The sequence below is a fragment of the Burkholderia sp. Ac-20392 genome (assembly GCF_017104585.1).
Taxonomy (GTDB): domain Bacteria; phylum Pseudomonadota; class Gammaproteobacteria; order Burkholderiales; family Burkholderiaceae; genus Burkholderia; species Burkholderia lata.
Window position 1 is genome coordinate 1 of sequence record NZ_JAAGPB010000134.1, and the last position, 18,861, is coordinate 18,861.

Below are 18,861 nucleotides of genomic sequence, written 5' to 3' on the forward strand. Positions count from 1 at the left end.
CGCGGCCGCCGCCGCGCCGCCCGCGCAGCGCGCGCCGTCGATGTGGGGGGCGCGATACCGCGGCCGCACCGCGATGCTGATTGCATTCAACGGATTCCTGAGCATCGGCTTCTTCGGCTTCAGCCAATGGCTGCCGACGCTGCTCGCCGCCCAGGGCGCAACCGTCGCGAAGAGTCTCGGCTATGCGTTCGTGATCGCGTTCGCCTATCCGGTGTCGCCGCTCGTCGCCGGTCTGGTCGCGGACCGGATCGAGCGCAAGTGGCTCATCGTCGCGTCGGCGTTCGGCGTGGCGCTGTTCGGCAGCGCGTTCGCGATGTCGGCGCAAGCGCCGTTCGTGATCGCGTTCGGCCTGCTCGTCACGTTGTCGAGCACGGTGCTCGCGAGCAACGGCACCGCGTACCAGTCGGAACTGTTTCCGACCGCGATCCGCGGGCGCGCGCTCGGTTTCGTGCATTCGATCGGCCGCCTGACCGGGGCCGTCAGCAGTTTCATCGTCGCGCTGCTGCTCGAGCGGGCGGGTGTGTCGGCGGTGTTCGCGCTGATCGGCGGCAGCATGCTGATCGTGATGCTGTCGATCGGCGCGTTCGGGCCGCGCACCAACAACCGGTCGCTCGACGATATCCCGGAGGAGGAGGCCGACGCCGCCATGCCGCAACGGCCGGCGCGCACGCTCAACGTGCTGCCGACGCGCCGTTCGTGACCGCGTGACGGTGCAACGGCGGCTACGTGCTCATCGCAAGCGCGTTCGCGCCGACGTGCCATCGCAGACACTCGACGACGAGCGCATGATCGCGCGCGTCGTCGAGCCCCGCGATCGTCATCGCGCCGACGATGCCGGTGCCGGCGATCCGCAACGGCACGCCGCCGCCGTCGAGCGCATAGTCGTCATCCGACAGTCCCTGCGACTGCAGCGACCAGCCGGCGCGTCGAAAGCGCTCGCCGACCGCGAGCGAACTCAGGCCGAAGCGCAATACCGTGTTCTGCCGCCGGCGGATCGCGTCGCTGTCGCCGGCGGCGCTGCCGTCGAGCGCGCAGTAGAACAGCGGCGCCTGCTCGCCGACGATGCTCACCGCGATCGGCAGCCCGCGGCGCGACGCAAGGTTGACAGCGATTTCACCCATCCGGCGGGCGACGGCCGCATCGAAGCGCGGCAGCGGCGGGTTCGACGCGTCGTCGTCGAAGGGATGGGGTTCGAGGCGAAACAGGGTCGTCACCATGGCGGCTCCGTGGCGTCGCCGGCTCTGGGTGCGCGTGCCGGGCGTCGCATCGTCACGGGCCGCGCGCGGGCCCGTCTTTCCATCAGCGCTTCAGTGCGTCGAGCATCCACTCGTGCGCGGGATCGTTCTTGAACGCCCACGCGCGGCTCGGCCCGGCCATCACGTTCAGGTAGTACAGGTTGTAGCCGTGCGGCGCGACGACCGGGTGGTAGCCGCGCGGCACCATCACGACGTCGTGGTCCTCGACCGCGCACGCTTCGTCGAGGCTGCGGTCGTCCGTGTATATTCGCTGGAACGCGAAACCCTGCGGCGGATCGATCCGGTGGTAATAGGTTTCCTCGAGCGACGTTTCTTCCGGCGCCGCGTCACGGTCGTGCTTGTGCGGCGGATAGCTGCTCGAATGGCTGGCCGGCGTGACGACCTCGACCACGAGCAGCCGGTCGGCCGCCGGGTTGTCGCCCATCAGGATGTCGCACACGTAGCGCGTGTTGGTGCCTTGCCCGCGCACCGAGCGGCGCATCCGTTCGCCGTCGAGGCGTTGCACGGGCTTGTCGCCGCTCGCGTACGGCGCGGTGCACAGCGCGATTTCCGCATCGCGCGTCGCGACCAGCGTGACCGTCTTGCCACCCGGCACGTACAGCGCGTCCGGTGACACGTCCTCGAAGACGCTGTCGCGCTTGCCGAGCGCATCGTAGGTCGTGCCGTCGATGTCCGCGCGCACCGTGCCGGTGAGCACGACGACGCACAGCTCGCGCGCGCCGGTGTCGAGCGTTTCGGTGTCGCCGGCCGTCAGGCGCAGCGCCCGAAAACCGACGTGCTTCCAGCCGGCCGACTCGGGCGTGACGTTGCAGATCTCGCGGTCGGCAGAGGCCTTGACCAGCAGGGGAGAAATCGTCATGGGGTGGGGCTCCGCAATAGAGTAGGGCTCACGCGTTCATGCGCTCGAGTTCACGCGCTCAACCGGTCGACGATCGCGCGCAGCGATTCGTAGCCCTTCTTCGCATACGCATAGCTCGGCGCGACGGCCGGATCCTGCTCGGCCTCGACCACGAGCCAGCCTTCGTAACCGGCGTCCTTCAGCGCGTGCAGCGTCGCCTCGTAGTCGAGCGCGCCGTCGCCCGGCACCGTGAAGGTGCCGTTGATCACGCCGTTCAGGAAGCTCCAGCCGTCGTTGCGCGCCTGCGTGACGACCTGCGGCCGCACGTCCTTGCAATGCACGTGAACGACGCGCGATACATGCTTCTTCAACAGCGTGACCGGGTCGGCCGCGCCGCCGAAATATGCGTGGCCGGTATCGAACAGCAGGAACACCTTCGCCGGGTCGGTCAGCGCCATCAGCCGGTCGACGTCGTCGGGCGACTCGACGTACGCGCCCATGTGGTGATGGTAGGCGAGCTTGATCCCGTACGTGTCGAGCAGGTGCGCGCCGAACGCGTCGAGGCGCGCCGCATAGCGCCGCCAGGCTGCGTCGTCGACGAAGCGCGGCCGCTTCGCGACCGGCGTGTCGATGTTGCCCTGAATCGTGCCCGCGCATTCGCCGTAGACCACCACCTTCACGTCGTTGTACTGCAGCTTCGTCATGTGCGCGCGGCAGCGCTCGATCTCCGCGGCGACCGCATCGGCGTCGCTCATGCCCGGCGCGACTTCGGCGAGGAAACCCGAGTACCAGCCGGACACGCACACGAGGCCGAACTCCGCGAGCTTCGCCTTCAGCTCGGGGCCCGTCTTCGGAAACTTGTTGCCGAGCTCGAAGCCCGCGTAGCCGATTTCGGCGCCTTCCTTCAGCGCCGTTTCGAGCGGCGTCTCGCCGCCGAGCGACGGCAGGTCGTCGTTCATCCACGACAGGGGATTGATACCGATGCGGACGTTCCAGCTCATGACGTGCTTCCTTGGTTCGAATGTGTTTTTCGCGGGGAGGGTGCGTGGGCCGTGCGCGCCATCAGCGCCGCTGCCCGGTCTTCGCATCGAGATACGCGCGGTGCGCGGCCTCGACGCCGGCGCGTTCGGACACCTGCGGCACCGCGACTTCCCACCACGCGCCGCCGTCGTCGGTCGTGCGCCGGTGCGTGGTGTCGATCACGAGCACCTGGCTCTTCGTCGCCGCGCGGGCGCGCTTCATCTCGCTGCGCAGCTCGCCGATGTCGCGCACGTGCACGGCTTCGGCGCCCATCGCGCGCGCATGCATCGCGAAATCGATCGTCGAGCGTTCGCCGCCCTCCGGTACGCAGTCGTCGAGCATGTTGTTGAAGCTCGCGCCGCCGCAATTCAGTTGCAGTCGCTCGATGCAGCCGTAGCCGCGGTTGTCGAGGATCACGACGATGAGCTTGCGGCCGAGCATCACGGACGTCGCGAGTTCCGCGTTGAGCATCATGTACGAGCCGTCGCCGACGATCACGATCACTTCGCGCTCGGGCCGCGCGAGCTTCGCGCCGAGGCCGCCCGCGACCTCGTAGCCCATGCACGAGTACGCGTAGTCCATGTGGTAGTTGCCCGGCACGCCGCTGCGCCACAGCTTGTGCAGCTCGGCCGGCAGCGTACCGGCTGCGCAGACGACGAGGTCGTCGCGCGCACTGTCGAGTCCCGCGTCGGTTGCGGAATCGCGCACCGCACCGATCACTTCCGCGTCGTACGGGAGCGTGTCTTTCGGCATGCGGGTCGTGAGTTCGGTCACGCGCGCGTTCCATGCGGCGGCCTGATCGCGGTTGCTGGCGGTCCATACCGGATCGGCGCGCCAGCCGGCCAGCGCGGCCGACAGCTGGCCGAGGCCCGTGCGCGCATCGGCCACCAGTTGACGGCCGCGTTTCTTGCCCGCGTCGAACGGCTGCACGTTCAGGCTCAAGAGCGTCGCGTTGCCGTAGAGCGCATGCGAGCCGGTCGTGAAATCCTGCAGCCGCGTGCCGACCGCGAACACCACGTCGGCCTGCGCGGCCGCACGGTTCGCGGCAGGCGAGCCCGTCACGCCGATCGACCCGAGATTCAGCGGGTGGTCCCACGCGAGGCTGCCCTTGCCGGCCTGCGATTCCGCGACCGGCACGCCATGCGTATCGGCGAACGCACGCAGCGCGTCCCACGCCTGGCTGTACAGCACGCCGCCGCCCGCGACGATCAGCGGTTTCTTCGCGGCCTTCAGCACGTCGAGCGCATCGGCGAGTTCGAGCGTGTCGGCCGGCGGCCGGCGCATCCGGATCACCGGCGGCGCGAAGAAATCCTCGGGCCAGTCGTACGCGAAAGTCTGCACGTCCTGCGGCAACGCGAGGCACACGGGGCCGCATTGCGCGGGGTCGGTCATCACCTGGATCGCACGCGGCAGCGCGACGAGCAACTGCTCGGGCGACGTGATCCGGTCGAAGTAGCGCGTGACCGGCCGGAAGCAGTCGTTCGCGCTGACGTCGCCCTGTTCGAAATCCTCGACCTGCTGCAGCACGGGGTCGGGCAGCCGCGACACGAACACGTCGCCGGGCAGCAGCAGCAGCGGCAGCCGGCCGACGTGCGCGAGCGCGGCCGACGTCAGCATGTTGGTCGCGCCGGGGCCGATGCTCGACGTCGCGGCCATCATCCGCTGGCGGAAATTCGCTTTCGCAAACGCGACGGCCGCATTGGCCATCCCTTGCTCGTTATGGGCGCGGAAGGTCGGCAGGCGGTCTTTTTCCGCGTGCAGCGCCTCGCCGAGCCCGGCCACGTTGCCATGGCCGAAGATCGCGAACACGCCGCCGCAGTACGGCAGGATCTCGGTGCGGCCGTCGGGCTGGACGACTTCGGCGCGCAGGGCGGCCAGGTAGCGCACGAGCGCCTGGCTGACGGTCAGTCTCACGGTAGAGGTCATGTCGGTCGGTGAAGGGGAATGGGTCATCGCAGGCGTCGCGTCAGGCTGCGTCGGCGCGGGCGGCCGCGGCACGGCGGCCGAGCCACGCGTCGACCAGCTGCGCGAAGTTGCCGGCGACTTCGTCGATCAGCGCCTGGTCGTCGATCCGGCCGGCGAACCAGTTCAGCGAAGCGTCGGCCCACAGCGTGCGCCCGACCATGAAGCCCTTGACGATCGGGTTGGTCGCCGAGCGGAAGCTGTCGACGAGGTATTGCAGCGGCTGGTTCAGCCCGAGGATCACGGCGCCGCGGCAGTGCGGGTCGCGCTCGGCGATCAGCGCGGCGAGCCGCGTCCAGCCGTCGGCGCTCAGCGGCGTGAGCTTCCACCATTCGGGCATCACGCCGAGGTTGTAGAAGCGCGCGATCGTGCGCAGCACCGCGTCGTCCTCGGTGCCGGCCGGCGTAACCGCGCGCGGCGGAATCATTTCCAGCAGCAGTTCGTTGCCGCTGGCGCGCGTCGCTTCCCACAGTTCCAGCACGCGCTGCTCCTGTTCGACGCGCAGGTCGACCTGGTCGTCGGGGTGATAGTGCACGAGGCACTTCACGACCTGTTCGGTCGGCCAGTGCGTGAGCGACGAGCCGACCGAGCGCGTTTCGTCGAAACGCAGCGGCCGCGAGCCCGGCAGCTCGACCGGGCGGCCGACCCACCAGCCGCGTCCGGTCGCCGACGCAAGCGCGTCGCTGCCGTAGCCGCCGCCGTCGATCAGCACGCCGACGTGGCCTTCGATATGACGATCGCGCTCGACCTGTTCGACCGCGCGCACGAGCAGGCGCTTCAGCGTCTTGATCCGCGCTTCGTCCGCGCCCGCCTGCACCGCGAGTTCGTAGAACTGGCTGCGATGGTCGAACGCCATCACGCACAGGTCGTCCCATTCGCGGCGCGGCACCGTCACGCGATGCAGGTGCGCGAGCGTGTGGTCGGCGTCGACTACCGGATTGCGGCTGCCGTCGAACCAGTGCGCGAGTTCGGCCGGCGTCGGCATCGCGGCCGAACACGCGTGGCGCGACACGACGATCGCGCCGCACGCGTTCGCGATGCGCGTCGACTCGGCCCAGTCGCGGCCGCGCAGCAGCCCCGACAGCAGGCCCGACAGGAACGCGTCGCCCGCGCCGAGCACGTTGAGCACCTCGACGCGTTCGCCGAGGAAGGTCGGTGCATCGTCGATGCGGGCGGGAATGTCGCCTTCGATCACGCAGCAGCCGAGCGCGCCGCGCTTGACGACCAGCGTCGCGTTCGTGATGTTGCGCACCGCCTGCAACGAGCCGATCACGTCGTGCGGCACGCCGCCCGCGATCAGGAATTCCTCCTCGGTGCCGACCAGCAGGTCGAATTCGCCGAGCACCTGCTGCAGTTGCCGCGTCACCTGCGCGTCCGGCACGTAGCGGTTTTCGCCCGCGCCGCGTGAGGTCAGCCCCCACAGCACGGGCCGGTAGTCGATGTCGAGAATCCGCACGACGCCATGGCGGCGCGCATAACCGAGTGCCGTCAGCGACGCCTCGCGCGTACCCGGCGTCGACAGATGCGTGCCGGTGATCGCGAGCGCGCGGCAGCCGGCGATGAAGTCCTCGCTGATCTCGTCGGCGCGCACGGCCATGTCCGCGCAGTTCTCGCGCACGAACAGCAGCGGGAACGTGTCGCGATCCTTCAGCCCGAGCAGCACCAGTGCGGTGAGGCGCTCGCGGTCGGTCTGCAGCTGGCTCGTGTCGCAGCCTTCGCGCTCGAGCGTCTCGCGCAGGAAGCGGCCCATCTGCTCGTCGCCGACACGCGAGATCATCGCGGTCTTCAGCCCGAGCCGGGCCACGCCGAACGCGACGTTGCCGGACGAGCCGCCGAGATACATCTGGAAGCTGCGCGCATCCTCCAGACGGCTGCCGTACTGCTGCGCATAGAGATCCACGGCCACGCGGCCGAGGCAGGCGAGATCGATGGGGCGGTCACTCGGAAAGTTCAGCAGGCTCATATCACGTGTCACGCTCGCGGCCGGCGTTCGGCGATGCCGGCGGATTAGGGGACCGATCCTCTGGCGGCCGTCCGCGCCGTGTACTGCACGACGCGGGACTGCCTGCCGCAAGGAATCGGGCTACGGAACGGAGTCTAGACTTTTTGGAAATCCAGTTCCCTAGGTGAAATCACGTAGAAATAAATTTCCAAATTTTCGAGGAAGTGATCTACAGTTTCATCCGGATGCTTCAGTCCCGATCGGACCAGATCGGACTCGGCCCGGCGGCGCGCAACGCGCCGTCTTCCGCCCCCGGAGATGAGGAGACAGATTGATCATGAAGACCAAGCTGATGGCCGTCGCGGCCGCCGCGATCCTGGCTGCGCCGCTCGCGCATGCCGAGAAGATCGGCGTGACGATGGCGTCGTTCGACGACACGTTCCTGACCATCCTGCGCAACAGCATCGCCGATTCGGCGAAGAAGGATGGCGCGACGGTACAGATCGAGGACGGCGGCAACGACGTCGGCAAGCAGTTGAGCCAGGTCCAGAACATGATCGCGCAGAAAGTCGACGCGATCATCGTGAATGCGGTCGATACCGACGCGACGCCGAAGATCACCAAGATGGTGACGGCCGCGAAGATCCCGCTCGTCTACGTGAACCGCAAGCCGGTCGATTTCGACAAGCTGCCGACCGGCGTCGCGGTCGTCGCGTCCGACGAGAAGCAGTCGGGCACGCTGCAGGCGCGCCAGGTGTGCAAGCTGCTCGGCGGCAAGGGCGACCTTCTCGTGCTGATGGGCGAACTGTCCAACGAATCGGCGCGCGCCCGCACCAAGGACATCGAGGACGTGATCGCGACGAAGGATTGCTCGGGCATGAAGATCGTCGACAAGCGCGAAGGCAAGTGGAGCCGCACGCAGGGCCAGGACATCACGATGAACTGGCTGAGCTCCGGCACGAAGTTCGACGCGATCATCTCCAACAATGACGAGATGGCGATCGGCGCGATCAACGCGCTGAAGGCCGCGCGCAAGCTGACGCCGAAGACGATCGTCGCCGGCATCGACGCGACGCCGGACGGCCTCGCGTCGATGAAGAGCGGCGAGCTGAAGGTGTCGGTGTACCAGAACGCGGCGGGGCAGGGCCAGCAGGCCGTCGCGGCCGCGCTCAAGCTCGCGAAGAAACAGCCCGTCGACCGCTACGTGAACGTGCCGTTCGAGCTCGTGACGCCCGAGAACATGAACCAGTACGCGAAGCACTGACCGGTGATCCGTTGAACTGCGCGGGCCCGGCATGGCCGGGTTCGCGCGCGACTTGTCGAGGAACGTCCATGTTTACAGCCAGAGTCGCGCGCCCGATGGCCGGCGACGATGCGCGGGCCGCTTCGTCCGGCCCGGCCGGCTCGTCGGCCCCGCCGGCTTCTTCCGCGGCCGACTGCGTGCTCGAAGTGCGCGGCGTCGGCAAGTCCTTTCCCGGCGTCGTCGCGCTCGACGGCGTGCAGTTCCGCGTGCGTCGCGGCACCGTCCATGCACTGATGGGCGAGAACGGCGCGGGCAAGTCGACGCTGATGAAGATCATCGCGGGCGTCTACACGCCCGACCAGGGCGAGATCCTGATCAACGGCGAGCCCGTCGTGCTGAACGGCCCGCTCGATGCGCTCGACCGCGGCATCGCGATGATCCACCAGGAACTCAACCTGATGCCGTACATGACGGTCGCGGAGAACATCTGGATCCGCCGCGAACCGAAGAACCGCTTCGGCCTGATCGACCACGCCGCGCTGCGCCGCCAGACGGCCGAGCTGTTCGAACGGCTGTCGATCGACATCGATCCGGAAACCGACGTGCGTACGCTGACCGTCGCGAGCCGCCAGATGGTCGAGATCGCGAAGGCCGTGTCGTTCGACTCCGACGTGCTGATCATGGACGAGCCGACTTCCGCACTGACCGACAAGGAAGTCACGCACCTGTTCCGGATCATTCGCCAATTGCGCGAGCAGGGCAAGGGCATCGTCTACATCACGCACAAGATGAACGAGCTGTTCGAGATCGCCGACGAGTTCTCGGTGTTCCGCGACGGCAAGTACATCGGCACCCATGCATCGAGCGACGTCACGCGCGACGACATCATCCGCATGATGGTCGGGCGCGAGATCACGCAGATGTTCCCGAAGGAAGAAGTGCCGATCGGCGACGTCGTGCTGTCGGTGAAGAACCTCGGCGTCGACGGCGTGTTCCGCGACGTGAGTTTCGAACTGCGCGCGGGCGAGATCCTCGGCGTGGCCGGCCTCGTCGGCTCGGGGCGCTCGAACGTCGCAGAGGCGCTGTTCGGCGTCGTGCCGGCCACGTCGGGCGAGATCCGGATCGACGGCAAGCCGGTGCGCATCACGACGCCCGCGCAGGCGATGAAGTACGGGATGGCCTTCCTCACCGAAGACCGCAAGGACACCGGCTGCTTCCTGAATCTCGACCTGCTCGCGAACATGGAAGCCGCGGTGCTCAGCAACCGCTACGTGAAGTTCAATTTCGTGCGGCAGGCGCAACTGAAGCGCGACTGCGAGGAAATGAGCCGGATGCTGCGCGTGAAGTCGCCCGGGCTGCACGAGGAAATCCAGAACCTGTCGGGCGGCAACCAGCAGAAGGTGCTGATCGGCCGGTGGCTGCTCACGCAGCCGCGCATCCTGATCCTCGACGAACCGACGCGCGGCATCGACGTCGGCGCGAAGGCCGAGATCCACCGGCTCGTCAGCGCGCTCGCCGGCAAGGGCGTCGCGGTGCTGATGATCTCGTCGGAAATGCCGGAAGTGCTGGGAATGAGCGATCGCGTGATGGTGATGCACGAAGGGCGCATGACCGGCATCGTCGATCGCAAGGACGCCGACCAGGTCCGCATCATGGATCTCGCGTCGCGCTGAGCCGAACCAAGATTGGAGACAAGGAAATGGGCAACATGAACCCGGTCGCGGATGCGCAGACCATGACCATCAAGACGCGGCACACGAAGTGGCCGCCCGAGCTGAGCATCTTCCTCGTGCTCGTCGGCATCAGCCTGTTCTTCGAGATCGTCGGCTGGATCGTCGTCGGCCAGAGCTTCCTGTTCAACGCCGAGCGGCTCGAGATCATCGTGCTGCAGATGGCCGTGATCGGCATCATCGCGGTCGGCGTGAACCTCGTGATCATCACCAGCGGGATCGACCTGTCGTCGGGGTCGGTCGTGGCGGCGGCGGCGGTCGTCTCGGCCAGTCTCGCGCAGGTGTCGGACTTCCCGCGCGCGGTGTTTCCGCACCTGACCGACCTGCCGATCATCTGGCCCGTGCTGGCCGGCGTGTGCGTCGGGCTGCTGGTCGGTCTGCTGAACGGCTCGCTGATCGCGATGACGGGCATCCCGCCGTTCATCGCGACGCTCGGCACGATGGTCGCCGCGCGCGGCTTCGCGAAGTGGTTCACCAACGGGATGCCGGTGTCGATGCTGACCGACCAGTTCGCGGCCATCGGCGCGGGCGCCAACCCGGTGATCATCTTTCTCGTGGTCGCCGCGATCTTCCACGTCGTGCTGCGCTACACGCGTTTCGGCAAGTACACGTATGCGATCGGCGCGAACCGTCACGCGGCCGTCGTGTCGGGCATCAACGTCACGCGCCACCTGATCTTCGTCTATGCGATCGCGGGCCTGCTGAGCGGGATCGCCGGCACCGTGACGGCCGCCCGCGCGATCTCGGGCCAGTCGGGCATGGGCGTGATGTACGAGCTCGATGCGATCGCGGCGGTCGTGATCGGCGGCACGTCGCTGTCGGGCGGCCTCGGCCGCGTGACGGGCACCGTGATCGGCGTGCTGATCCTCGGCGTGATGACGTCGGGCTTCACGTTCATCCGCATCGACGCGTATTACCAGGAGATGGTCAAGGGCGCGATCATCGTCGCGGCCGTGATCGCCGACCAGTACCGCAACAAGAAGAAGCGCCGCTGAGCCGTCAAGCATCGTCGGCCGAGGGCGGCACGTGCCGCCGCCTGCGTCCGGCACCCGCCACCGTCGAGGACATTCGATGAAGATCGCGCTGGACCCGTACATGATTCGCCACCTGCCGCTCGACCGCCTGCCGCACGCGGTGGCCGAGCTCGGCTACGACCAGATCGAGCTGTCGCCGCGCAGCGACTTTCTCGACTGGTGGGTGATGCCGCGCGCCACGCGTGAACGGATGGCCGCGTTCCGGCAGGCGATGCGCACGAGCGGCGTCGGCCTTGCGTCGCTGCAGCCGATGTACCGCTGGGCGAGCCCGTTCGAGGACGAGCGGCAATGGGCGGTGCGCTGCTGGAAGAAGGCGATCGAGGTGGCGGTCGAGATGGAGTGCGCGCTGATGGTGTCGGAGTTCGGGCGCGGCGCGTCGCCCGAGCGCTCGGTCGGCGAACGGCCGGGGGCGAACCAGAAGGAATTGTGCGAAGCCGCGTGGTTCCGGTCGATGGACGAACTGCTGCCGATTCTCGAGCGCGAACACATCGTGCTGTCGGTCGAGCCGCATCCGGAGGACTGGATCGAGCAGTTGCAGCCCGCGATCGACATCGTCACGAACATCGGCTCGCCGTCGCTGAAGCTGTCGTACATCGCACCGCACACGTTCTACTACGGCGACGACATGGCCGCGATGATCGCGCAGGCCGCGCCGATCCTCGCGCACGTGCGCGTGGCCGATACCTTCGACCACCGCAAGAGCAGCCAGCTGCGCTACATCGTGAACCCGCCCGGTTCGAACCAGATTCGCGTGCACCAGCATCTCGACATCGGGCAGGGCGAGATCGACTGGGACGTGTTCTTTCGCGCGCTCGGCGCGGCAGGCTTCGACGGTGTGATGTCGTCGTGCGTGTTCGCGTGGGAGGACCGCGCGGAAGCATCGTCGCGCTACATGCGCGACACGATCCAGCGCTACGTCGATCGTCATTTCGATCGATCGACGCGCTGACGAATGACTGACCGGTGCGGCGCGTGCCGCACCGCCAATGAACGACTGGAGACTTTTAGATGACCTTGCAAATCGGCGTGATCGGCTGCGGTGCGATCGGCCAGGACCATATTCGCAGACTGACCCGCACGCTGTCCGGCGCGCGGGTCGTGGCCGTCAACGACATCGATCCGCAGCAGGCGCGCGACGCGGTGACGAAGTACGGGCTCGACGCCGAGATCTACGGCGACGGCCACGAGGTGGTCGCGGCTGCCGACGTAGAGGCCGTGCTCGTCACGTCGTGGGGGCCGACGCACGAAGCGTTCGTGCTCGACGCGATCGCGCACGGCAAGCCCGTGTTCTGCGAGAAGCCGCTCGCCGTCACGGCCGAAGGCTGCATGCGGATCGTCGAAGCCGAAGTCGCGCACGGCAAGCGGCTCGTGCAGGTCGGCTTCATGCGGCCGTACGACGAAGGTTACCGCGCGCTGAAGCGCGTGATCGACAGCGGCGAGATCGGCGCGCCGCTGATGCTGCACTGCGCGCACCGCAACCAGTCGGTCGGCGAGCGCTACACGACCGACATGGCGATCACCGATACGCTGATCCACGAACTCGACGTGCTGCGCTGGCTGCTTGGCGAGGACTACGTGAGCACGCAGGTCGTCTATCCGAAGAAGACGCGCCATGCATCGTCGCATCTCGCCGATCCGCAGATCGTGCTGCTGGAAACCGCGAGCGGCGTGCGCATCGACGTCGAGATCTTCGTGAACTGCCAGTACGGCTACGACATCCAGTGCGAGGTGGTCGGCGAGCAGGGCATCGCGAAGCTGCCCGATCCGCCGGCCGTGGGGATCAAGCACGCGGCGCGGCAGTCGGTCGAGATCATGACCGACTGGAAGGAGCGCTTCATCGCGTCGTACGACGTCGAGCTGCAGGCGTTCATCGACGGTGTGCGGGCGCACGCGCTCACCGGGCCGTCGGCCTGGGACGGCTACGCGGCGGCGGTCGCGGCCGACGCCTGCGTGCGTGCGCAAAAGAGCGGGGCGGTCGAGCCGATCGCGATGGCCGAACGCCCTGCGTTCTATCGCGGCTGAACCGCAGCCGCCAACCTGCCGGACTGACCGACATGACGATGAAGATGGGTTGCGCACCGTGCTGCTGGGGTGTCGACGACGTGAAGAACCCGCACTTGCCGCCGTGGCGGCAGGTGCTTGCCGAAGCGGCCGCGGCCGGCTACTCGGGCATCGAGCTCGGGCCGTACGGCTACATCCCGCTCGAGCTGGAGGTGGTGAGCGCCGAGCTTGAGCGGCAGCGCCTGAGCATCACCGCCGGCACCATCTTCGACGACCTGGTGTCGCCGGAGAACTTGCCGAACCTGCTGCGCCAGACGCGCGACATCTGCGCGCTGATCACGCGGCTGCCGAAACTGCCGACGCAGGACGGCCAGCGCCATGCGGCGCCGTACCTGGTCGTGATGGACTGGGGTCACGAGGAACGCGACTACGCGGCCGGTCATGGCGATCGCGCGCCGCGGCTGTCGGACGAAAGCTGGTCGACGATGGTCGAGCAGATCCGGCAGATCGCGACGATCGCGCGCGACGAATTCGGCGTGCGCACGGTGATCCATCCGCATGCGGGCGGCTACATCGAGTTCGCGGACGAGATCGACCGGATCGTCGCCGACATTCCGGCCGACACGGCCGGCCTCTGTCTCGACACGGGCCACCTGTACTACTCGGGCATGGACCCGGAAGCCTGGCTGCGCCGCCACGCGGCGCGCCTCGACTACGTGCATTTCAAGGACATCGACGCGGCCGTGTACGACGCGGTGATGGGCGAGCACATCGCGTTCTTCGCCGCGTGTGCGCGCGGCGTGATGTGCCCGATCGGCACCGGCGTGCTCGACTACCGGTCGATCCGGCACGCGCTCGACGACATCGGCTACGCCGGTTACATCACGATCGAGCAGGAGCGCGATCCGCGCAATGCCGGCACGAGCCTGCGTGACGTCGCCGCAAGCCGTGCGTTTCTCGCGTCGGCCGGCTTCGCATGATTCGGCGCACCGCGCACCCCCTGAACTGAACACGGACCTGGAACACCACCATCATGATTGACGGACAGATTCTGCTTGGACATTCGATTCGCTGGGGCATGGTCGGCGGCGGGCTCGGCAGCCAGATCGGCTACAGCCACCGGTCGGCCGCGTTGCGCGACGGCAGCTTCCAGCTGGTCGCCGGCGCGTTCGACATCGATCCGGAACGCGGCCGCCAGTTCGGCGTGAAGCTCGGCGTCGCGGCCGAGCGCTGCTATCCCGACTACGCGTCGATGTTCGACGCCGAGGCGCGCCGCCCGGACGGCATTCGCGCGGTGTCGATCGCGACGCCGAACAACACGCACTTCGAGATCTGCCGCGCCGCGCTGAACGCGGGGCTGCACGTGGTCTGCGAGAAGCCGCTGTGCTTCACGACCGAGGAGGCCGAAGCGCTGCAGCGGCTGTCGGTCGAGAAAAACCGGATCGTCGGCGTCGCATACGGTTATTCCGGACACCAGATGATCGAACAGGCGCGCGAGATGATCGCGCGCGGCGATCTAGGCGAGATCCGCATCGTGCAGATGCAGTTCGCGCACGGGTTCCACAGCGAGGGTGTCGAGGCGGCGAGCGCGGCCGCGCGCTGGCGCGTCGACCCGAAGTTCGCGGGCCCGAGCTACGTGCTCGGCGACATCGGCACGCATCCGCTGTACATCTCCGAAGTGATGGCGCCCGAGCTGAAGATCCAGCGCCTGATGTGTTCGCGGCAGAGCTTCGTGAAGAGTCGCGCGCCGCTGGAAGACAACGCGTTCACGATCATGGAATACGATACGGGCGCGGTCGGCTACGTGTGGTCGAGCGCGGTGAACGCGGGCTCGATGCACAGCCAGAAGGTGCGCGTGATCGGCTCGAAGGCGAGCGTCGAGTGGTGGGACGAGCATCCGAACCAGTTGCGCTACGAAGTGCAGGGGCAGCCCGCCCAGGTGCTCGATCGCGGGATGGGTTATCTGCATCCGCATGCATTGCGCGAGGATCGCATCGGCGCCGGGCATCCGGAAGGACTGTTCGAGGCTTGGTCGAATCTCTACGCGCGCTTCGCGCTCGCGATGGATGCGGCCGATCGCGGCGACGCCGCGGCGTTGAAGAACATCCGTTATCCGGACGTCCACGCGGGCGTGGAAGGCGTGCGCTGGGTCGAGAACTGCGTGCGCTCCGCCGATGCGGGCGGTGTGTGGGTCGACTATCGCTGAACCGGCGGCACGGGCCGGCTGAGGCGCGCTGCGCGCCCGTCGTGCAAGGCTTCGCACCGACGGCCGGCCTTGGTAGACACCCTAATCTTTACGACGCCGCGAGAGCGTTGGACAATCGCTTCCAGTATTGCCGTGGAGCGTAGGCAAGTGATGATCGAGCGCGTGGGAGCGAGCACGCGGCGCGGGCCGCGCCGCAAACGTGATTAAATTCGCCCTTCATGCATGTATCCAGGTGAGCCCCGGGCCGCGTTCGTCAACATCGCGCGCACGTCGGGGCCGTCAACTTCGCGCTATCCGATGAGTTCATCCGAGAAACCTCCCGCCACCGTCGAGCAGTTCCTGCAGCATCTGACGCAGGAGTACGACGGCCTCAGCAATCGCCTGAAGGTGATTGCACGCCACGTGGAAACGCATCGGGACCAGCTTGGCCTGGAAGGCATCCAGTCGCTCGCGGAAGCGTGCGGCGTCCAGCCGTCGGCCGTCGTGCGCTTCGCGAAACACTTCGGCTTTTCCGGCTTCTCCGAGATGCAGCGGCTGTTCCGCGAAGGGATCGCGCAGCAGATCGCGCCGGGACGCGCGTACAACCTGCGGCTGCGCGACGTGATCGAATCGGGCTCGTCGAGCCTGCAGCCCGAGCAGATCGCCGACGAGTTCATCAAGGGCAGCATCGCCGGGATGCAGCAGCTGCGGCAGACGCTCGATTCGCAGGCGCTCGCGCAGGCCGTCGACCTGCTCGCCGAAACGCAGGCGATCTGGATCGCGGGCTCGCGGCGCGCGTTTCCGATTGCCGTGTACCTCGACTACGCGCTGCAGCACACCGACAAGCGCATCGGCTTGTTCAGCGCGCTCGGCAGCATGCATCTCGGGCAGATCCGCTCGGTGCGCGAGGGCGACGTGATGATCGTCATCTCGTTCATGCCGTATGCGGAGGAAACCGTGCAGGTCGCGCAGCAGGCCGTGCAGCGCGGCGCGCGGCTGATCGCGATCACCGACAGCCGGATGAGCCCGCTGGCGCGGGAGGCAGAGGTGACGCTGATGGTGCAGGACAGCGCCACATTCGGCTTCCGCGCGCTGACCGCCACGATGGGTCTTGCGCAGAGCCTGTTCGTCGCGCTCGCGTACCGGCTCGAACTGTCGTACCTGCCGACCGCCGACGGCGCGCACGGCACGAAGGCCGGCTGACGCATCCTGCCGGCGCACCGCCCGCGTGACAGAGCCGCGGGCGGCGTGCCGTCAGGCGGTTACTTCGCGGTCGGCATCGCGAATTCGGCGCCCTTGCCGATGCTCGACGACCAGCGCTGCATCACCGACTTCTGGCGCGTATAGAAGCGCACGCCTTCCTCGCCGTACGCGTGCATGTCGCCGAACAGGCTCTTCTTCCAGCCGCCGAAGCCGTGCCACGCCATCGGCACCGGAATCGGCACGTTGATGCCGACCATCCCGACCTGGATGCGCCGCGAGAACTCGCGTGCGATGCCGCCGTCGCTCGTGAAGCACGACACGCCGTTGCCGAATTCGTGCGCGTTGATCAGGTCGACCGCCTCGCCGAAATCCTTCACGCGCACACAGCCGAGCACGGGCCCGAAGATTTCTTCCTTGTAGATGCGCATGTCGGGCGTCACGTGGTCGAACAGCGTGCCGCCGGTGAAGAAGCCTGCCTCGCGGCCGGGCACGCGCAGCCCGCGGCCGTCGACCACCAGTTGCGCGCCTTCGTTCACGCCTTGCTCGATATAGCCTTCGATGCGCTTGAGTGCTTCGCCGGTGACGATCGGGCCCATCTCGACTTCCGGCGACATGCCGTCGCCGATCACCAGCTTGCGCGCACGCTCGGCCACCAGCGGCACGATCTTGTCCGCAATATCGCCCACCAGCACCGCGACGCTGATCGCCATGCAGCGTTCGCCGGCCGAGCCGTACGCGGCGCCGATCAGCGCGTCGACGGCCTGCTCGAGGTTCGCGTCGGGCATCACGACGAGGTGGTTCTTCGCGCCGCCGAGCGCCTGCACGCGCTTGCCCGACTGCACGGCGCGCTGCTGCACGTAGGCCGCGATCGGCGTCGAGCCGACGAAGCTGACGGCCTGCACGTCGGGATGGTCGAGCAGCGCGTCGACCGCGCCCTTGCCGCCCTGCACGACGTTGAACACGCCGGCCGGCAGCCCGGCCTGCGTGAGCAGGTCGGCGATGAACAGGGCCGCCGACGGGTCGCGCTCGCTCGGCTTCAGCACGAACGTGTTGCCCGTCGCGATCGCGACCGGGAACATCCAGCACGGCACCATGCACGGGAAGTTGAACGGCGTGATGCCCGCGACGACGCCGAGCGGCTGGCGCATCGTCCAGTTGTCGATGCCGGTGCTGACCTGGTCGGTGAAGTCGCCCTTCAGGAGTTGCGGCACGCCGCACGCGAATTCGATGATGTCGATGCCGCGGGCGACTTCGCCCTGCGCGTCGGAGAACACCTTGCCGTGCTCGGCCGTGATGATCGCCGCGAGGGCGTCGCGGTGCTCGTTCATCAGTTGCAGGAAGCGGTGCATGACGCGCGCGCGGCGGATCGGCGGCGTCGCGGCCCAGGCCGGGAACGCGGCGTTGGCCGACGCGACGGCCTGCTGCACTTCGCTGTCGTCGGCGAGCGCCACGCGGCGCACCGCACGGCCGAGCGCGGGATTGAGGACGTCCTGGAAGCGGCCGCTGCGGCCGGCGACGGGCGCGCCGTCGACATAGTGGCCGACGTCGGCGTCGGAGGTGTACGCGGGAACCGGATTCATCGTGTCTCCTGGGGATCGGGTGAGGGTGGACAGCACCCAGTCTAGGCAAACGCACCGGGCGGGAGAAGGCCGCGCAGCTTGATTCACTGTTCAGAATTCTGAATAATCACCGGATGAATCAGCAAAATGTCCAGGCGCTCTGGCCGCATATCCATTCGCTGACGGTGCTGGCCGCGGCCGGCAGTTTCACCGCCGCGGCGCAGCGGCTCGGCATCAGCAAGGCCGCGATGAGCCAGCGCATCGCCGATCTCGAAAAAGCGGCCGGCGTGCCGCTCGTGCGGCGCACGACGCGCAGCGTGCGGCTCACCGACGCCGGCCAGACGCTCGTCGACAGCACGCGCGACGCGTTCGAGTCGATCGGGCAGCACTTCGCGCGCGTGAAGGATCTCGCCGGAGAACCGCGCGGCCTGCTGCGCCTGACGGTGCCGGTCGCGCTCGGGCGCCAGCAGGTCGTGCCGCACCTGCCCGATTTCCTGCGGCAGCATCCGGGCGTGCAGATCGAGCTCGACCTGTCGGATCGGCTGCATTCGCTGACGCAGGAGGGTTTCGACCTCGCGATCCGCCATACGACCACCGCGCCGCAGACCCACGTCGCATGGAAGCTGTGCGACACGCGCTCGCTGCTCGTCGCGAGCCGCGACTACCTCGACGCGCGTGGCGCGCCGCGACACCCGAGCGAGCTCGTCGATCACAGCTGCCTGTGCTACCTGCGCGACAACGAGCCGGCCGCATGGAGCTTCGAGCCGCACGGCCGTCGGCGCGAGCGCGTGAGCGTGCCGGTGCGCGGCAGCTTCGCGGCGAACAACAGCGAGGCGATGCGTGAAGCCGCGCTCGGCGGGCTCGGCATCGCGCTGCTGCCGGATTTCA

General features: G+C 67.9%; 16 protein-coding genes. 10 read left to right on the forward strand and 6 right to left on the reverse strand.

Going from position 1 to position 18,861, the window contains the following annotated elements; all coding sequences use genetic code 11:
• Positions 1-700, forward strand: a 700-nt coding sequence (locus tag G3N99_RS16770; protein WP_206122960.1) for an MFS transporter, incomplete at its 5' end; no start/stop codon positions are given.
• Positions 701-722: 22 nt separating this feature from the next.
• On the opposite strand, the gene G3N99_RS16775 is transcribed toward G3N99_RS16770, so the two are convergent.
• From G3N99_RS16775 to iolC, 5 genes are all read right to left on the reverse strand, one after another.
• Entirely contained in the window at positions 723-1,217 is a 495-nt protein-coding gene (locus G3N99_RS16775; protein WP_174934582.1) for a heme-degrading domain-containing protein, read from the reverse strand.
• A gap of 82 nt (positions 1,218-1,299) precedes the next feature.
• Positions 1,300-2,115, reverse strand: coding sequence for a 5-deoxy-glucuronate isomerase (iolB, locus tag G3N99_RS16780; protein ID WP_174936384.1), 816 nt, complete (start codon positions 2,113-2,115; stop codon positions 1,300-1,302).
• A 50-nt stretch (positions 2,116-2,165) separates the two neighbouring features.
• Positions 2,166-3,095, reverse strand: coding sequence for a myo-inosose-2 dehydratase (iolE, locus tag G3N99_RS16785; protein ID WP_174934569.1), 930 nt, complete (start codon positions 3,093-3,095; stop codon positions 2,166-2,168).
• Between the two features lie 61 nt (positions 3,096-3,156).
• Positions 3,157-5,040, reverse strand: a complete 1,884-nt coding sequence (gene iolD / locus G3N99_RS16790) for a 3D-(3,5/4)-trihydroxycyclohexane-1,2-dione acylhydrolase (decyclizing) (RefSeq protein ID WP_174936949.1) — start codon at positions 5,038-5,040, stop codon at positions 3,157-3,159.
• 40 nt (positions 5,041-5,080) lie between these two features.
• The gene (gene iolC, locus G3N99_RS16795; protein ID WP_174934566.1) at positions 5,081-7,039 is read right to left on the reverse strand and encodes a 5-dehydro-2-deoxygluconokinase; all 1,959 of its coding nucleotides are present in this window, start codon (positions 7,037-7,039) and stop codon (positions 5,081-5,083) included.
• Positions 7,040-7,355: 316 nt separating this feature from the next.
• Here iolC and G3N99_RS16800 point away from each other — a divergent pair, with 316 nt between their 5' ends.
• From G3N99_RS16800 to G3N99_RS16835, 8 genes are all read left to right on the forward strand, one after another.
• Positions 7,356-8,282 (forward strand): sugar ABC transporter substrate-binding protein, encoded by a 927-nt coding sequence (locus tag G3N99_RS16800; protein ID WP_174936386.1) that lies wholly within the window; start codon positions 7,356-7,358, stop codon positions 8,280-8,282.
• Between the two features lie 68 nt (positions 8,283-8,350).
• Complete coding sequence (locus tag G3N99_RS16805) at positions 8,351-9,934, forward strand: sugar ABC transporter ATP-binding protein (RefSeq protein WP_174934558.1); 1,584 nt, start codon at positions 8,351-8,353, stop codon at positions 9,932-9,934.
• Positions 9,935-9,960: 26 nt separating this feature from the next.
• Entirely contained in the window at positions 9,961-10,986 is a 1,026-nt protein-coding gene (locus tag G3N99_RS16810; RefSeq protein WP_174934556.1) for an ABC transporter permease, read from the forward strand.
• A gap of 76 nt (positions 10,987-11,062) precedes the next feature.
• Positions 11,063-11,974 (forward strand): sugar phosphate isomerase/epimerase, encoded by a 912-nt coding sequence (locus G3N99_RS16815; protein ID WP_206122961.1) that lies wholly within the window; start codon positions 11,063-11,065, stop codon positions 11,972-11,974.
• Between the two features lie 59 nt (positions 11,975-12,033).
• A complete protein-coding gene (locus G3N99_RS16820) occupies positions 12,034-13,047 on the forward strand; it encodes a Gfo/Idh/MocA family oxidoreductase (RefSeq protein WP_206122962.1) in 1,014 nt (337 codons plus the stop codon).
• A 32-nt stretch (positions 13,048-13,079) separates the two neighbouring features.
• Positions 13,080-14,006, forward strand: a complete 927-nt coding sequence (locus G3N99_RS16825; RefSeq protein ID WP_206122963.1) for a TIM barrel protein — start codon at positions 13,080-13,082, stop codon at positions 14,004-14,006.
• A gap of 53 nt (positions 14,007-14,059) precedes the next feature.
• The gene (locus tag G3N99_RS16830; protein WP_174934548.1) at positions 14,060-15,232 is read left to right on the forward strand and encodes a Gfo/Idh/MocA family oxidoreductase; all 1,173 of its coding nucleotides are present in this window, start codon (positions 14,060-14,062) and stop codon (positions 15,230-15,232) included.
• A 297-nt stretch (positions 15,233-15,529) separates the two neighbouring features.
• A complete protein-coding gene (locus G3N99_RS16835; RefSeq protein WP_174934546.1) occupies positions 15,530-16,414 on the forward strand; it encodes a MurR/RpiR family transcriptional regulator in 885 nt (294 codons plus the stop codon).
• A gap of 59 nt (positions 16,415-16,473) precedes the next feature.
• Here G3N99_RS16835 and G3N99_RS16840 read toward each other — a convergent pair whose 3' ends face one another.
• Positions 16,474-17,994 (reverse strand): CoA-acylating methylmalonate-semialdehyde dehydrogenase, encoded by a 1,521-nt coding sequence (locus G3N99_RS16840; protein ID WP_174934544.1) that lies wholly within the window; start codon positions 17,992-17,994, stop codon positions 16,474-16,476.
• A 113-nt stretch (positions 17,995-18,107) separates the two neighbouring features.
• Here G3N99_RS16840 and G3N99_RS16845 point away from each other — a divergent pair.
• The coding region (locus G3N99_RS16845) for a LysR family transcriptional regulator (RefSeq protein ID WP_206122964.1) at positions 18,108-18,861 on the forward strand (754 nt) is incomplete at its 3' end.

Coding starts and splice junctions, on each gene's coding strand:
- G3N99_RS16775 (WP_174934582.1), bottom strand. CDS start 1,217: ATGGTGACGACCCTGTTTCGCCTCGAACCCCATCCCTTCGACGACGAC.
- iolB (WP_174936384.1), bottom strand. CDS start 2,115: ATGACGATTTCTCCCCTGCTGGTCAAGGCCTCTGCCGACCGCGAGATC.
- iolE (WP_174934569.1), bottom strand. CDS start 3,095: ATGAGCTGGAACGTCCGCATCGGTATCAATCCCCTGTCGTGGATGAAC.
- iolD (WP_174936949.1), bottom strand. CDS start 5,040: ATGACCTCTACCGTGAGACTGACCGTCAGCCAGGCGCTCGTGCGCTAC.
- iolC (WP_174934566.1), bottom strand. CDS start 7,039: ATGAGCCTGCTGAACTTTCCGAGTGACCGCCCCATCGATCTCGCCTGC.
- G3N99_RS16800 (WP_174936386.1), top strand. CDS start 7,356: ATGAAGACCAAGCTGATGGCCGTCGCGGCCGCCGCGATCCTGGCTGCG.
- G3N99_RS16805 (WP_174934558.1), top strand. CDS start 8,351: ATGTTTACAGCCAGAGTCGCGCGCCCGATGGCCGGCGACGATGCGCGG.
- G3N99_RS16810 (WP_174934556.1), top strand. CDS start 9,961: ATGGGCAACATGAACCCGGTCGCGGATGCGCAGACCATGACCATCAAG.
- G3N99_RS16815 (WP_206122961.1), top strand. CDS start 11,063: ATGAAGATCGCGCTGGACCCGTACATGATTCGCCACCTGCCGCTCGAC.
- G3N99_RS16820 (WP_206122962.1), top strand. CDS start 12,034: ATGACCTTGCAAATCGGCGTGATCGGCTGCGGTGCGATCGGCCAGGAC.
- G3N99_RS16825 (WP_206122963.1), top strand. CDS start 13,080: ATGACGATGAAGATGGGTTGCGCACCGTGCTGCTGGGGTGTCGACGAC.
- G3N99_RS16830 (WP_174934548.1), top strand. CDS start 14,060: ATGATTGACGGACAGATTCTGCTTGGACATTCGATTCGCTGGGGCATG.
- G3N99_RS16835 (WP_174934546.1), top strand. CDS start 15,530: ATGAGTTCATCCGAGAAACCTCCCGCCACCGTCGAGCAGTTCCTGCAG.
- G3N99_RS16840 (WP_174934544.1), bottom strand. CDS start 17,994: ATGAATCCGGTTCCCGCGTACACCTCCGACGCCGACGTCGGCCACTAT.